Raw genomic sequence first — 14,511 nt, 5'->3', positions numbered from 1 at the left:
GCAGGCGCCAGCGGGCGTCGGTGCGGACGCGTCGCGACATGCGTACTCCCTCCGGGTTGCTCGGTTGACGGTGCACCGACGACAGTAGGAGGGCTGGGGCGCGTCCGCAATGGATATCGCCGCTACCGGCCGCCGACCCGGCGCGCGACAGTCAGCAGATACTCCTTGCGATCCAGCGGATTGTTGTCCCAGCGGGTCCGCGTGGGGACGGGGCCACGCACCGGCCGGTAGCAGTCGAACTCGGTCTCCAGCACGCCCTCCCCCCGGGTCAGCGCAGGCAGGCGACGCTCCAGCGCGTGCACCAGACCGGCCGGGATCTCACCCTGCACCAGGTAGGACGCGCCCTGCCCGGTGGTGTCGGTCGGCACCGCGTCCAGCCGGGTGAGCGCGGGCAGCAGCGTGCCGAGGACGTCACCCGGCACCTCCAGCCGGAAGCGGTGTACCGGCTCGTGGACCCGGGTGCCGGCACGGGCGAGTGCGGCCATCAGCACCAACGGGGTGAGATTGCGGAAGTCCCCCGCCGTGCTGGACATGCTCTTGTCGAAGGTGCCGTGGGAATGGCTCTGCCGCGCCCAGTAACCGGCGTGGGTCATCGTCACCTCGCAGTCGGGGACCTCCCACCCGTGAAGGCCCTGGCGCAGGGTTCGGCGCACGGTCTCCTCCACGGCGGTGAAGAAGGCCGGTGGCATCGAACCCAGCTCGACGCCGAGTCGAAAGGTCACGCCGGCACCGGTCGGCGCAGGCGCGATCCGCAGCCCGACGGTGGCCAGGAACGGGTTGGGCGCCACCGCGATCACCTCGACCGCCTCACCGACGCCGCACACCCGCTCCACGTGCACCGTGCTGGTCTCCCGGAACGTCACCCCCACGCCGAAGTCGTCGGCAAGGGTGGCCTGGATGACCTCCTTCTGCACCTCGCCGTAGAGCGACACGGTGATCTCGTGCTGCCGGTCGTCCTGCCGCAGGTTGATGAGCGGGTCCTGCTCAGCGAGCTGGGTCAGCGCGGCGTGCAGCGCGACCCGGTCGGCGGGGCGCGTCGGCACCACCACGGTCTCCAGGGTGGGTGGCGCGAAGTGGCGGTCGGTGCCGGCACGTTCGGGTGGTACGCCCACCGGGTCGCCGATCCGAGCGTGCTTGAGGCCCCACAACCGGGCGATGTGGCCGGCTTCGACCGCTGACGCCACCACGTCGGCCCCATGGGCGACGACCCGTACGGCAGTGACCAGTTCAGCGTCGACCGCGCCGACGCGGACCCGGTCGCGAATCCGGATCGTGCCGGCGAAGAGCCGGACCAGGGCGATCTTCTCTCCGGCTGGACCCCGTTCGACGGCGAACACGGTGCCCGAGACCGGGGCGTCGGCGTCACCCTGGACGGTGGGCAGCAGCTCGGTGATCCCGGCGATCAGCGCCTCCACTCCGGCACCTGTGATCGCCGAGCCGGCGTACACGGGCTGCACCAGCGCGCGGGCGGTCCGCGTCGCCAACGCAGCGCGTAGCCGTGAGTACGGCAGCGAGGACGTGTCCGCCACCCAGTCGGCGAGCAGCACGTCGTCCTGGCCGGTGAGCAGGTCGAGCAGCCGGTCGGTGAAGGCGAGGTCGGTGGGGCCGTACGTCGTGCAGTGGGCGCCACGGGTCCCCGGCATCGCCACCGCGCCCATCGCCACGACGGTCGGCGTGAGCTTCTCCGCGACCGCCCGGAAGACCCTCTCGGGGTCCGCCCCGGCCCGGTCGACCTTGTTGACGAAGATCAGCGTCGGGATGCGCAGCCGGCGCAGAGTCCGCATCAGCACCCGGGTCTGCGGCTGCACCCCCTCCACCGCGGAGATCACCAGCACCGCGCCGTCGAGCACACCGAGCACCCGCTCGACCTCGGCGATGAAGTCCGGGTGACCGGGCGTGTCGATCAGGTTGACGGTCACGTCCTCCAGCACGAAGGAGACGACAGCCGAGCGGATGGTGATCCCGCGTTGCCGTTCCAGTGCCAGGGTGTCGGTCCGGGTGCTGCCCGCGTCGACCCGGCCGAGCTGGTCGGTCACACCAACGTCGTGCAACAGCCGCTCGGTCAGGCTGGTCTTACCGGCATCGACGTGAGCCAGGATGCCGAGGTTCAGGGTTTTCACGCAGCGTCAGGTCCTTCAGGTAGGCGACAGATCCCAACTGGTCGGACATCGACGCAACGCGCATTGTTGCTCCCTGGAGGTTGGTGGCGGTTTCGGGTAGTTCAGCAGGCCGTCGTCGGGTCGGGCAACCGAATAACCGGCGCTCCCACACCCCGTCGGTGGTCGCTGGCAGACTTGCCGGGATGGTGGAGACCTCGGTGCGGCTGCTGCGGCTGCTGACTCTCTTGCAGGTCCGCCGGGAGTGGTCCGGCGCGGAGCTGGCCGAACGGCTCGCGGTCACCACCCGCACGGTACGAACCGATGTGGAGCGGCTGCGGGTGCTGGGCTACCAGATCGAGTCACACCCGGGAGTCGCCGGCGGCTACCGGCTCGGTGCCGGGTCGGCGCTGCCACCGCTGCTGCTCGACGACGACGAGGCCGTGGCGGTGGCCGTCGGGCTGCGGGCGGCGGCTGGCGGCTCGGTGACCGGCATCGAGGAGACCTCGCTGCGGGCGCTGGCCAAGCTGGAGCAGTCGCTGCCGTCACGGCTGCGGCACCGGGTGGACGCCCTTCGCTCGGCGACGGTCTCCGCCGCCGGCGGTGGCCCGACAGTGGACGCCGACACGCTCACCGCCGTCTCCACGGCTGCGCACCGCCGGGAGCGGCTGCGGTTCGACTACGCCGGCCATGACGGCACGGTCAGCGTGCGCGATGTCGAGCCGTACCGTCTGGTCTACACCGGGCGGCGGTGGTACCTGCTGGGGTGGGACATCGACCGGGCCGACTGGCGGACGTTCCGCGCCGACCGGATCCAGCCCCGGGTGCCGACCGGTCCCCGCTTCGCGCCGCGGGAGCCGCCAGGCGGCGACGCGGTCGCGCACGTGCTGCGCGGCGTCGGCTCCGCGGCCTGGCCACACCCCGCCCGGGTACGCCTGCACGCCTCGGCCGAGACCATGGCGCAGCGGATCCCCACCACGGCGGGCCTGCTGGAGGCGATCGACGAGCGGGCCTGCCTGCTGCACACCGGCGGGGAGTCGCTGGGCAATCTGGCTGCCTTCCTCGGCACCCTGGCTGTCGACTTCGACGTCCTCGACCCACCGGAGCTGCGCGCCGTCATCCGGGACGTCGCCGCCCGGTTCGCTCGCGCCGCCGGGCCCGCGCCGGGGCTGGTCGCGGTTCACCCCGGCGCGGACGTGGCGGTGGAGCTATGACTGCGGCACCAGCCGGAAGGACTGCGCCGCGGTGCCGTTGCAGGTGTACTGGACGAGCTGGACGCTGTCCGCCGTGGACGCTCCCGGCACGTCGAGGCACTTTCCGCTGGAGCGGTTGACCAGGCGGTAGTAGCCGCCGCCCTCGGGCTCGGCCCGCCACTGCTGGTTGTTTCCGCCGCTGTAGGACCAGAGCTGGATCGGCGCAGAGTCGGCGGTCGACCGGTTCGTCACGTCGAGCACCTGGGCGCTGTTGTTGCGGTTGTTGACCCGCAGGTACCCGCCGCTGGTCGGCACGAACTGGTACTGCTGCGCGGTGCTGCTGTTGCACGCGTACTGCTGGATGGCCGTGCCGTTCGCGCTGGCCGCGGCCCGGGCGTCCACGCACTTGCCGTTGCCCCGGTTGACCACTGTGTGCCAGGCGGTCGGCGAGATGCCGTCGGACTGCGGGGGCGTGGTCGGTGGGACGGTGCCGACGCCGGCCAGCCAGTGCAGCCCGTCGATCAGCAGTTGGTTCTGTTGCGGGCTGTCGAAGGTGGAGGACAGCCCGGTGTCGGTGCTGTAGTTCATCGCGTTGTGACCGAAGTTGGCGTAGAGCATCTTGTACTGCCGGTTGCTCCAGACGAGCGGGTAGTAGCCGCCGTACCAGGACTGGTTGGGGTCCGTGCCGACCGGGAAGCTGGACGGGTCGACCGAGGCGAGGATGTCGATGTTGGGGTTCTGCCGCAGGTCGTTGCTCCAGGAGTACCACTCGCTGATCGACGACGGGAACGTCGCTGGGAGGTTCCGGGTGGCGGCGTGGGTGCGGTTGTCGGCGCGCATTGTGACCCGGGTGGGTCCCCAGGTGTTCGTCTGGAACGAGCCGGTGCCGAGGAAGGTGTTGTAGTACCAGCTCCAGCTCGACGGGTTGTCGGTCCACGCGCTGACGTGGAAGCCCAGCCACGCCCCGCCGTTCTGCATGTACTGCTGGAACGCGGCTCGCTGCGCGGTGGGCGGCGCGTCGTCCAGGAACATGACGACCTTGTACTGGGCCAGGTTGGCGGTGTTCAGCAGACCCCAGTTGTTGGTGGCCTCCCAGGAGAAACCGTGCTGGGCGGCGGCCTGCGGGAACCAGGCCCGGGCGTCCCTGACGAAGTCGATGTGCGCGGCGTCCCAGGTCCCGTTGTAGAAGGCCAGGACCTTGAACGTCGGCGCGGCCTGCGCACTGCGCGAGGCGTTGATCGCGAGACCGGCGGTCGACGCGACGACCAGGGCGACGAACAACGAGAGGATCCGTCTGGTACGGGAGGAGAGTTCTGCGATCACCTGATCGTCCCTTCGGTCGGGACGCGCGCCGCCGCGTCGATGTGCATCTGTTCACAAGGTTTACAGATAGATGAGAGGTTATGCGCTCCGGTTGGGCGGCGTCAATCACGGGGCGGCCGATCGGGTGGGATTCCTGCGGCAACGGGTACCCCGGCCGGATGACCAGCCCGGACGCCGTCGACGTCGACCAGCCGCTCGCCGTGGACGTACCCGCCGCGCCGCACGACGCCAGTGGCGAACGGGTGCCGACCCGCGACCTGGCCGGCCTCGCGCCGCCGGCCCGGTCGGCACGCCGCTGGACCCCGAGCCGGGTGGTGGCCACCCCCGCCGCGCTCGACCACCCACACGGCCGACGAATCGTCGAGCGGGTGCGGGCACTCGGCATCGAGGTGGAACACCTGCGCGCCAACCGGCTCACCGGGGTACGCGGGCAGACCGACCGGGAGACCTACGCCCGGGCCAAGTCGACGATGGCGATCGTGGTGAGCCCGCCCTCGCGGCGTGTCCTGCAACCCATCGCGCCCAGCGCGGACTGGCGGGTCGACCTGGCCGAGGGCTGCCCGGCGCACTGCCAGTACTGCTACCTCGCCGGTTCCCTGTCCGGCCCACCGGTGACCCGGGTGTACGCGGACCTCGACGACATCCTGGCCGGGCTGGCGGCGTACGCCGGGCGCGGAACGGTGACCAGCCGCAGCGCGCGGCGCGCCGACGAGGGCACCACCTTCGAGGCGTCCTGCTACACCGACCCGCTCGCCCTGGAGCACCTGACCGGCAGTTGGCGGCGCGCGGTGCAGCACTTCGCCGACTGGGACGCCCCGGTGCAACTGCGCTGGACCACCAAGTTCGCCGATGTGGACACCTTCGTGGGGCTGCCGCACGCCGGTCGGACCCGGGTCCGCTTCAGCGTCAACTGCGCCCCGGTGAGCGAACGGTTCGAAGGCGGCACCGCCCGGGTGGCGGACCGGCTGGCCGCGCTGCGTCGGCTCGCCCTCGACGGCTACCCGGTCGGGCTGACCATCGCGCCGATCATCGCGATGCCGGACTGGCGGGAGCGCTACGGCGAACTGCTCGACCAGGTCCGCGCGGCGGTCGACGGGGTACCGGACCTGGACCTGACCGCCGAGCTGATCACCCACCGGTTCACGCCGGGCAGCAAGGAGGTGCTGCTCGGCTGGTACCCGCGCACCCGGCTGGAGATGGACGAGGAGTCCCGTACCCGCAGGCACGGCAGGTTCGGCGCGGTGAAGTACGTCTACCCCCGCGAGCAGATGGCCGAGCTGCGCGACTGGTTCACCGCCGAACTGACCGCCCGCGTGCCAGCCTGCCGAATCCTCTACTGGACCTGACCTCGCGCCCAGGGCGGGTCAGCCGACCGAGGCGCGGGCGACCGGGGCGGCGAAGAACGTGTCCGGGTACGGCTCGTCGCGCAGGCTGTAGTGCCACCACTCGCGGTCGTAGTTGACGAAGCCGGCGTCGGTCATCAGCCGCTGCAACAAGCGACGGTTGTCCCGCGCCGTCCCGGTGATGCGGGGGTCGGCGGTGTGCGCCCGCGAGTCGAAACAGTCGAAGCCCGTACCCATGTCGATGCTGTTGTCCGCGAAGCGCTGCCCGCGCGGCGCGGTGCAGGCGACCAGCGGTTGCCCGACCCGGTACGGAGGTTGGCTGGCGGCGGGCTCGTCGACCAGGGTCAGGTCCAGGGTGCTGCCGCGGCTGTGCGCGGTGGGCGCGCCGATGTAACCGTCGGCGAAGAGCCGGTTCTTGGCCAGGTCCGGGTAGAACTCGGCCTTGGTCTGCTGCTCACCGGGGCGCTTCGACCAGGCGACGAAGTCGTCCACCGCCGGCTGCGGGCGGTAGCAGTCGTACACCTTGAGGCTGTGCCCGCCGGCCAGCGCGGCGTCCTGTACGCGGCGCAACGCCTCGGCCGCCTGCCGGGTGAGCAGGCACAGCGGCTCGCGGTAGCCGGTGATCGGTCGGCCGACGAAGTTGTGCGGGGTGGCGTACCGGATGTCGGCGTGGATGCGCGGGTCGAGGTCGGTCAGCACCACGAACCCCGGCAGCGGGGCGGCCCCGGAGGTGGACGGGGCCGGCGCGGGTGTGGGACTCGCCGACGTCGGCTGCGACGTGGCCGGCGCGGGGCGGCGCTCCGGCCGTGAGCAGCCGCCGAGCAGCGTGGCGAGCGCGAGCACGACGGCCAGGCGGTAGCGCACGACTCCTGTCTATCAGCCCGGCTGGGGGCACCATCCCAGGATCCATGTGGTCGACCGACCGAAAGTAACCGGAAAAACTCCGGAACTTTTCCGCAACTCAAGCGAAGCTTCGATCGACCTGGCATGTCGTCAACCCCCGTCGGTGAGGCAAGATGACGCGTGGAACGGGCACGCCGTTTCGGGACACACGGTGGGCGACGTCATGTGGGTCGCTCCTCCGGCTCGGTGAAGGAGACGCGGGTGGGCGCGGACGACGGACGCAGGGTGACCATCACCGCGATCGCACGGGAGGCCGGGGTGTCGGTGCCGACCGTGTCACGGGTGCTCAACGGGCGCTCCGATGTGGCCCCGGACACCCGCGAGCGGGTCGAGGAGTTGTTGCGCCACCACGGCTACCGGCGTCGCACCAGCCGCAGCGTTCGTCGTGCCGGTCTCGTCGACCTGGTCTTCAACGACCTGGACAGCCCCTGGGCCGTGGAGATCATCCGGGGTGTGGAGGATGTCGGGCACGGCGCGGGCGTCGGCACCGTGGTCTCCGCGATCCACCGGCAGCCCACGGCGGCCCGGCAGTGGTTGCAGAACCTGCGTACCCGGGCCACCGACGGCGTCATCTTCGTGACCTCGCACCTGAGCCCGCCGCTGCACGCGCAACTGCGTCGCCTCAACGTGCCGGTGGTGGTCGTGGACCCGGCCGGGGTGCCGGCCATGGACGTGCCCACGATCGGCGCCACCAACTGGGCCGGCGGGCTCGCCGCGACCGAACACCTGCTCGCGATCGGGCACCGGCGGATCGGTTTCGTGGCCGGGCCGACGCACCTGCTGTGCAGCCGGGCCCGGCTCGACGGTTACCGGGCCGGGCTGGAGGCCGCCGGGGTGCCGGTGGACGACGCGCTGATCTACCCGGGCGACTTCTACCACGCCTCCGGTTTCGCCGGCGGGACCGCGCTGCTCGACCTCGCCGACCCGCCGACCGGCATCTTCGCTTCCAGCGACCAGATGGCCTTCGGCGTCTACGAGGCCATCCGGCGCCGGGGGCTCCGCGTGCCGGACGACGTGAGCGTGGTGGGGTTCGACGACCTGCCGGAAGCCCGCTGGGCCTCACCGCCACTGACCACAGTGCGCCAACCGTTGGTCGAGATGGGACGGTTGGCCGCCCGGACCGTGCTGCGCCTGGCCCAGGGCGAGGGCATCGACTCGCCCCGGGTGGAACTCGCCACCGAGTTGGTCGTCCGGGACAGCACCGCCGCCCCGCTGACCGGGTCGCCCGCCTCGGCGTGACGGCTGGAACTGCGTCGGAAACCGGTTGGACCGGTTCCGGTCCGTTCCCGAAAATTACGGCCGGGGGCGTACGCCGCCCCGGGCGGGCGCGGTGAGCGACCGACGGTCACCCACCGCGCCGCTCTGTCAATGGTGGTGGTGCCAGCGGACGGCCTTGCGGATGGTCACCGGCAGTGCGGGCGCGCCGTCGACCGGTGCCGGGTCCTCGGCGGTCGGTGCCACTCCCCCGGCGGCGATCCGGTCCAGCGTGGCCAGGCCGGCCCCGTCGACCTCGCCGAAGATCGTGTAGTTGGGTCGCAGCGCGGAGTTGGCGTAGACCAGGAAGAACTGGCTGCCGTTGGTGTCCGGCCCGGCGTTGGCCATGGCCAGCACACCCCGGGCGTACACCCGGCGCTCCCCGGTCGGGTCGGTGGGCGCGGGCGGCAGGTCGGTCGGCAACTCGTCGCGGTACCGGTAGCCGGGACCGCCCTCACCGGTGCCGGACGGGTCACCGCACTGCAGCACGCTCAGCGTCGGGTACGCGGTGAGCCGGTGGCACGGGGTGCGGTCGTAGAACCGCTTGCTCACCAGGTGCAGGAAGCTCTGCACCGTGCACGGCGCGGCGGCCCGGTCCACTGTCAGCCCGATCGGCCCGTGGTTGGTCGCCAGGGTCACCCGGACGCTGCCCCGGGCCGGGGTGCGCCGCGGGTCGGGGGGCAGCGGCACCGGCCGGGCCGCTGGTTCGTCCGGGGTCTCGGTGTACGCGCACGGGCCGTGGGTGGTGCGCGGTGGTCGGGTGGCGGCGTCGGCAGCGGCGGGCGGCGCGGCGGAGACGCGCACCGTGTCGGCCGACGGGCCCGGGGCGGCGAGCGCGGTGGCGGACGAGCCGACGACCAGCGCCCCGGCGAGCACTGTCACCCCCGCGAGGCGGGTCAGGGCGCGCACCGGCCGGCGGGGTGCCGCCACTGCGGGGCGCGGTTCGAGTTCACTCGACACAGGGATCCTCCTGGACTGGTGGTGCCAGAAAGACCGGAGTCTATGGATGGCGGCGCCCGATGTCGATCCGTCAGGGCATCCGGCGGCGACGCCGCCACAGCAGGCCGCCCCACAACGCCACCACTGTCGCGCCGCTCACCGCGGTCACCGACCAGAGCCACTCCGAGCCGGTACGCGCGGGCCCGCTGGCCGCCGCCGGTCGGGGCGCCCCGGGTGCCGCCAACGCGGACGGCGCCGCCGACGGGGTGGCGGTCAGCTCGCCGGGCTCGACCAGTCGACCCACGGCGGCGTCCCGGGGCAACGTGAAGCCCCAGTCCAGGAGGGCGGCGCCCTGCTCCCAGCCGCGCACCGGCGCCGATTCGGCACCCAGCAGGGTCACCACCAGCCGCCGTCCGCCGCGTTCCGCCGCCCCCACGTAGGTGTGCCGGGCCAGGTCGGTGAAGCCGGTCTTGCCGCCGAGCGCCCCCGGGTACCGGTAGATGAGCTGGTTCTCGTTCTGGATCTCGAAGCCCTTGGTGCGTTGCGCCGGCTGGGCCGGAATCGACGTCTGCTCGGTCAGCGCGTACCGGCGGAAGGTCGGCTCGGCGAAGCAGGCCCGGGCGATCAACGCCAGGTCGTACGCGCTGGTGAACTGCCCCTTGCCGTCCAGCCCGGACGCGGTGACCGCGTGCGTCTGGAGCGCGCCGAGGTGGTGCGCCTGCTCGTTCATGGCGCGCACGCCGGCGGCGCTGTCCGTCCCGCTGCCGAGTCGGGCCAGCGCGTTGGCGGCCTCGTTGCCGGAGTTGAGCAGCAACCCGAGCCAGATGGTCTCGATGGTGTACCGGCCGCCCGCGACCAGGCCCACGGCCGAGGAGCCGGGTTCGATGTTCATGTCCGCGTCGGTGACGGTGACCGTCTGCTTCGGGTCGAGTCTGGGCAGCATCGTGGCCGCCAGCAGGAGCTTCTGCACGCTCGCCGGTGTGCCGTACTCGTGCGGACCGCAGCCGCCGAGCACCTGGCCGCTGTCCAGGTCGGCGACCAGCCACGACGTGGCGGTGACCCTCGGCGGCGCGGCGACGCCGGCCGGCACGACCAGGCCGGCCGTGTCCAGGGCCGCGCCGCCGATCATCCGTTGCTCGGGAACGGCGGGTGGGGGCGACGGCCGGGGTGGGCGGGACGCCGCCGGCACCGGGACCCGGGGACAGCGCACCGTCGGCGCGGCGGACGCTCCCGTCGCACCGACCGGCACGGGAGCGAGCAGGACGGCGGACGTCGTGGCCGCCAGCAGCGCAGCTCTCATGTGCCCGACCCTAGCCAGGAAGGTCGCCCTGCGGGACGGGATGCCGGTCAACCCGCGTCGCCGCGACCGCGCAGGTAGTCGTGCAGCGCGGCGCTGCCCCGCAGCCGGCGCAGGCTGCGGGTGTGCAACTCCTGCTCGCGGCGGGCCAGCTCGGCGCGGACCCGCTGGGCGCTACCGGTGGTCCGCAGTTCGCCCAGCACCGCGGCGATGATCTCGAAGGGGTACGCGCCCCGGCGCAGCAACGCGATGACCTGCGCCGCGCGTAGCTCCGCCTCGTCGTACACCCGGTAGTTGGTGCCCGGGGTGCGGCGCGGCCGCAGCAGCTCGCGCTCCTCCCACAGCCGCAGCTGCGAGGTCCGCACCCCGACCAGGGCGGCGACCTCGCCGATGCGGGCGCCGTGGCGCGGCGCGGGCCGGGCCGCCGGCGGGCTGGCCAGCACGGTCTCGAAGGCGCCGAGCACCCGGCGGATCTCGGCGCGTTCCCGGTCCAGCTCGGCATGGCCGCCGTCGAGCGCCGCCAGGGCCGCCGGCAGGTCACCCTGGTGCACCGCCGCCATGATCTCCCGGGTACGGCTCCAGCCGTGCCCCTCGGCCAACCGCCGCGCCACGGTCAGCGCGCGGGCGTGCTCGCTGGTGAAGATCCGGTAGCCGCTGGCGGTGCGGCGCACCGGCGGCAGCACCCCCAACTCGACGTAGTTGCGCACCTGCTGCACCGAGATCCCGACGGTGGCCGCCAGGTCCACGGCGCGCAGCCGATCCTTCGAGGCGACGTCCACGCGAGCCACCGTACCGCTTACGACGTGATTTGAGACTTTCCGGGACGTGCTGGTGAACCCTGCGCCGGGATCTCGGCGAAAGTCTCTACATGGGGATGAATGAGACAATGGAACCCGCCAGTGCTCGGCGGGGCAAAGTCCCGCCACGATTCCGTGAAGGGTTCGTATGTCGCAGCCAGCATGGTCCGCCGCCGACAGCCACGACATGATCGAGGTACGCGGGGCGCGGGAGAACAACCTCGCCAACGTCTCGGTCGACATCCCCAAACGCCGGTTGACCGTCTTCACCGGTGTCTCCGGGTCGGGCAAGTCGTCGCTGGTCTTCGGCACCATCGCCGCCGAGTCCCAGCGCATGATCAACGAGACCTACAGCGCGTTCCTCCAGTCGTTCATGCCGAACCTCAACCGTCCGGACGTCGACTCGCTGCGCAACCTCAGCGCGGCCATCGTCGTCGACCAGGAACGCATGGGAGTCAACTCCCGCTCCACCGTCGGCACCGCCACCGACGCGTACGCCATGCTGCGGATCCTCTTCAGCCGGCTCGGCCAGCCGTCCATCGGCGGCGCCGGGGCCTTCAGCTTCAACCTGCCCGAGGGCATGTGCCCCACCTGCGAAGGGCTGGGCCGGGTCTCCGACCTCGACATCAACGAGTTGGTCGACGTCGAACGCTCCCTCAACGACGGCGCGATCACCGTGCCCAACTTCGCTGTCGACTCCTGGTACTGGCAGACCATCGTCGGCTCCGGCCTGTTCGACCCGGACGTCAAACTCCAGGACTTCACCCCGCAACAGTGGGAGGACTTCCTGCACAAGCCGGCCACCAAGATCAAGGTCGGCAGCAACACCTGGACGTACGAGGGTCTGGCCGTCAAGGTCAAGCGGCTCCTCCTGAGCAAGGACCGCGAGTCGATGCAACCGCACATCCGCGCCTTCGTCGACCGGGCGGTCACCTTCACCAGCTGCGGCGACTGCGGCGGCACCCGACTCAACGCGGCGGCCCTGTCGTCACGGATCGCCGGGCTCAACATCGCCGACTGCTCGACCATGCAGATCAGCGACCTGGCCGCGTTCGTCCGTACCGTCGACGACCCGGGGGCCGCGCCGCTCGTCGCCAACCTTCGCGACCTGCTGGACTCCCTGGTCGAGATCGGTCTGGGCTACCTCAGCCTGGACCGTGAGTCGGCAACCCTCTCCGGCGGCGAGGCGCAACGGGTGAAGATGGTCCGGCACCTCGGCTCCAGCCTCTCCGACGTCACGTACGTCTTCGACGAACCCACCGTCGGCCTGCACCCGCACGACATCGCCCGGATGAACGACCTGCTGCTGCGGCTGCGCGACAAGGGCAACACCGTGCTGGTGGTGGAACACAAACCGGAGACCATCGCCATCGCCGACCACGTGGTCGACCTCGGACCGGGCGCCGGCGCCGACGGTGGTCGGATCTGCTTCACCGGCGACATCCCCGGCCTGCGCCGCTCCGACACGCTCACCGGGCGGCACCTGGACCACCGGGTGAGAGTGCGCGAGGCGGTACGCCAACCCACCGGGCAGCTCGCCATCCGCCAGGCCGACCTGCACAACCTGCGCGACGTGGACGTGGACATCCCGCTCGGGGTCCTCACCGTGGTCACCGGCGTGGCCGGCTCCGGCAAGAGTTCACTGATCCACGGGTCGCTGCGCGGCCGGTCCGGGGTCGTCATTGTCGACCAGTCCCCGATCCGTGGCTCACGACGCAGCAACCCGGCCACCTACAGCGGGCTGCTCGACCCGATCCGCACCGCCTTCGCCAAGGCCAACGGGGTCAAGGCCGCGCTGTTCAGCGCCAACTCCGAGGGCGCCTGCCCGACCTGCAAGGGAATCGGCCTCATCTACACCGACCTGGCCATGATGGCCGGCGTCGCGAGCGTCTGCGAACGGTGCGAGGGGCGGCGCTTCACCGACGAGGTGCTCACGTACACGCTGCGCGGCAAGAACATTCACGAGGTGCTGACCATGTCGGTCACCGAGGCGTACGCGTTCTTCCCCAGCGGGGCGGCGCACCTCATCCTCGGCCGGTTGGTCGACGTCGGGCTGGGCTACCTCAGCCTCGGCCAGCCACTGACCACCCTGTCCGGCGGGGAACGGCAACGACTCAAGCTCGCCATCCACCTGGCCGAGAAGACCACCACGTACGTCCTGGACGAGCCGACCACAGGCCTGCACCTGGCCGACGTGGACCAACTGTTGGCCCTGCTCGACCGGATGGTCGACGCCGGAAACACGGTGATCGTCATCGAGCACCACCAGGCGGTCATGGCACACGCCGACTGGCTCATCGACCTCGGCCCCGGCGCCGGTCACGACGGTGGCCACGTCGTCTTCACCGGCACACCGGCCGAACTGGTCGCCACCGGCGACACCCTCACCGCCAAGCACCTCCGCGAGTACGTCAACGACCCGGCGGTGATCGACCACGGCTGACCCCCGCTGCCCCGCCACCGGCCGGAGGACAACGGCGGCGGGTGCTCGGCACGAGCGGCTGGGGTCCGGCGGTGCCAGCGGCGGCGGCCGCTGACGCGGCGTCACGGGCGCCTGGCACGAGCGACGGCGGCCCGGCCGACGCCGCTCCGGGGCGGCGGTCCGGCGGCCGCGCTCCGGGCGGCGGTGTCAGGTGACGCCGTCGGTGGTCCGGTGGCGCTCCGGCTGGCGGCCGCGGTCCGCGGCGGTGGCAGGTGACGCCGTCGATGGTCCGGTCCGGCGGCGCTCGGGCTGGCGGCGGCGGTCCGCAGCGGTGTCAGGTGAACGCCGTCGATTCTCCGGTCCGGCGGCGCTCCGGCTGGCGGCCACGGTCCGGCGGCGGTGTCAGGTGACGCGGCGCAGCCAGCGCCGCTGCCAGGGGGTCTCCACCGCCTTCGGGTGGTAGCCGGCCCGCACCCACGGCACCGCCCGCTCGACCGGCAGACCGTCGAGGATCGCCAGCGCGGCCAGGGCCGTTCCGGTGCGACCCACCCCGCCCCGACAGGCCACCTCGACGCGTTCACCGTCGTGGGCTCGTCGCAGCGCCTCCCGTAGGACGTCGAGAGCTTCGGCGCGGTCGAGCGGCACCCAGAAATCGGGCCACCGGATTCGTCGGTGCGGCCAGGCCGGTTCCGGACCAGGTGCCAGCAGCACGGCGAAGTCGGCGGGCGAGGTCGCGGCAGCGACGCGGCGTCCGCGCACCGTCGCCCCACTGGGGAGTACGAGTACGCCCGACTGCTCGGACCACGGCTGTGCGTCAGTCACCCGGTCATTGTGCCGCGACGCTCTGACGGATGAGCACAGACAGCGCCGCCCCCGGCCGGTGGGCCGGGGGCGGCGCTGGTGTCGGTGTGCAGGTCGCCTCTAGGCGAGTGGCACGACGCGGC

General features: G+C 72.1%; 11 protein-coding genes. 4 read left to right on the top strand and 7 right to left on the bottom strand.

The window, feature by feature from the left end:
* Nucleotides 1–122: 122 nt before the first annotated feature.
* Nucleotides 123–2,120 carry a GTP-binding protein gene (locus tag ABTW72_RS30480; RefSeq protein ID WP_350864807.1) on the bottom strand — a complete coding sequence of 666 codons (1,998 nt, stop codon included), beginning with the start codon at nt 2,118–2,120 and terminating at the stop codon, nt 123–125.
* A gap of 182 nt (nt 2,121–2,302) precedes the next feature.
* On the opposite strand from ABTW72_RS30480, the gene ABTW72_RS30475 reads away from it, so the two are divergent.
* Nucleotides 2,303–3,310 carry a helix-turn-helix transcriptional regulator gene (locus tag ABTW72_RS30475; protein WP_350864804.1) on the top strand — a complete coding sequence of 336 codons (1,008 nt, stop codon included), beginning with the start codon at nt 2,303–2,305 and terminating at the stop codon, nt 3,308–3,310.
* Here ABTW72_RS30475 and ABTW72_RS30470 read toward each other — a convergent pair.
* Nucleotides 3,305–4,612 (bottom strand): RICIN domain-containing protein, encoded by a 1,308-nt coding sequence (locus ABTW72_RS30470; RefSeq protein WP_350864801.1) that lies wholly within the window; start codon nt 4,610–4,612, stop codon nt 3,305–3,307. The genes ABTW72_RS30475 and ABTW72_RS30470 overlap by 6 nt on opposite strands.
* A 158-nt stretch (nt 4,613–4,770) precedes the next feature.
* Here ABTW72_RS30470 and ABTW72_RS30465 point away from each other — a divergent pair, with 158 nt between their 5' ends.
* The gene (locus tag ABTW72_RS30465) at nt 4,771–5,958 is read left to right on the top strand and encodes a spore photoproduct lyase family protein (RefSeq protein ID WP_350864798.1); all 1,188 of its coding nucleotides are present in this window, start codon (nt 4,771–4,773) and stop codon (nt 5,956–5,958) included.
* A gap of 18 nt (nt 5,959–5,976) precedes the next feature.
* On the opposite strand, the gene ABTW72_RS30460 is transcribed toward ABTW72_RS30465, so the two are convergent.
* Nucleotides 5,977–6,819, bottom strand: a complete 843-nt coding sequence (locus ABTW72_RS30460) for a M15 family metallopeptidase (RefSeq protein ID WP_350864795.1) — start codon at nt 6,817–6,819, stop codon at nt 5,977–5,979.
* Between the two features lie 240 nt (nt 6,820–7,059).
* Between ABTW72_RS30460 and ABTW72_RS30455 the strand changes: the two genes are divergently transcribed.
* Nucleotides 7,060–8,097, top strand: coding sequence for a LacI family DNA-binding transcriptional regulator (locus ABTW72_RS30455; RefSeq protein WP_350864793.1), 1,038 nt, complete (start codon nt 7,060–7,062; stop codon nt 8,095–8,097).
* 126 nt (nt 8,098–8,223) lie between these two features.
* On the opposite strand, the gene ABTW72_RS30450 is transcribed toward ABTW72_RS30455, so the two are convergent.
* The 3 genes from ABTW72_RS30450 to ABTW72_RS30440 all read right to left on the bottom strand — a co-directional run bounded on the left by ABTW72_RS30450 (nt 8,224) and on the right by ABTW72_RS30440 (nt 11,127).
* A complete protein-coding gene (locus ABTW72_RS30450) occupies nt 8,224–9,072 on the bottom strand; it encodes a peptidylprolyl isomerase (protein WP_350864790.1) in 849 nt (282 codons plus the stop codon).
* Nucleotides 9,073–9,142: 70 nt separating this feature from the next.
* The gene (locus ABTW72_RS30445) at nt 9,143–10,351 is read right to left on the bottom strand and encodes a D-alanyl-D-alanine carboxypeptidase family protein (RefSeq protein ID WP_350864787.1); all 1,209 of its coding nucleotides are present in this window, start codon (nt 10,349–10,351) and stop codon (nt 9,143–9,145) included.
* A 47-nt stretch (nt 10,352–10,398) separates the two neighbouring features.
* A complete protein-coding gene (locus ABTW72_RS30440) occupies nt 10,399–11,127 on the bottom strand; it encodes a MerR family transcriptional regulator (protein ID WP_350864784.1) in 729 nt (242 codons plus the stop codon).
* Between the two features lie 166 nt (nt 11,128–11,293).
* Here ABTW72_RS30440 and ABTW72_RS30435 point away from each other — a divergent pair, with 166 nt between their 5' ends.
* The gene (locus ABTW72_RS30435; protein WP_350864781.1) at nt 11,294–13,588 is read left to right on the top strand and encodes an ATP-binding cassette domain-containing protein; all 2,295 of its coding nucleotides are present in this window, start codon (nt 11,294–11,296) and stop codon (nt 13,586–13,588) included.
* Nucleotides 13,589–13,969: 381 nt separating this feature from the next.
* Here ABTW72_RS30435 and ABTW72_RS30430 read toward each other — a convergent pair whose 3' ends face one another.
* Complete coding sequence (locus ABTW72_RS30430) at nt 13,970–14,389, bottom strand: protein-tyrosine phosphatase family protein (protein WP_091406692.1); 420 nt, start codon at nt 14,387–14,389, stop codon at nt 13,970–13,972.
* Nucleotides 14,390–14,511: the final 122 nt, after the last annotated feature.

Source organism: Micromonospora sp. NPDC127501, assembly GCF_040302185.1.
In the GTDB taxonomy this organism is placed as follows: domain Bacteria; phylum Actinomycetota; class Actinomycetes; order Mycobacteriales; family Micromonosporaceae; genus Micromonospora.
The sequence above is the reverse complement of the archived record's forward strand: the minus strand, read 5'-3'. Positions and strand labels throughout refer to the sequence as shown.

Coding starts and splice junctions, on each gene's coding strand:
- ABTW72_RS30435 (WP_350864781.1), top strand. CDS start 11,294: ATGTCGCAGCCAGCATGGTCCGCCGCCGACAGCCACGACATGATCGAG.
- ABTW72_RS30445 (WP_350864787.1), bottom strand. CDS start 10,351: ATGAGAGCTGCGCTGCTGGCGGCCACGACGTCCGCCGTCCTGCTCGCT.
- ABTW72_RS30465 (WP_350864798.1), top strand. CDS start 4,771: ATGACCAGCCCGGACGCCGTCGACGTCGACCAGCCGCTCGCCGTGGAC.
- ABTW72_RS30475 (WP_350864804.1), top strand. CDS start 2,303: ATGGTGGAGACCTCGGTGCGGCTGCTGCGGCTGCTGACTCTCTTGCAG.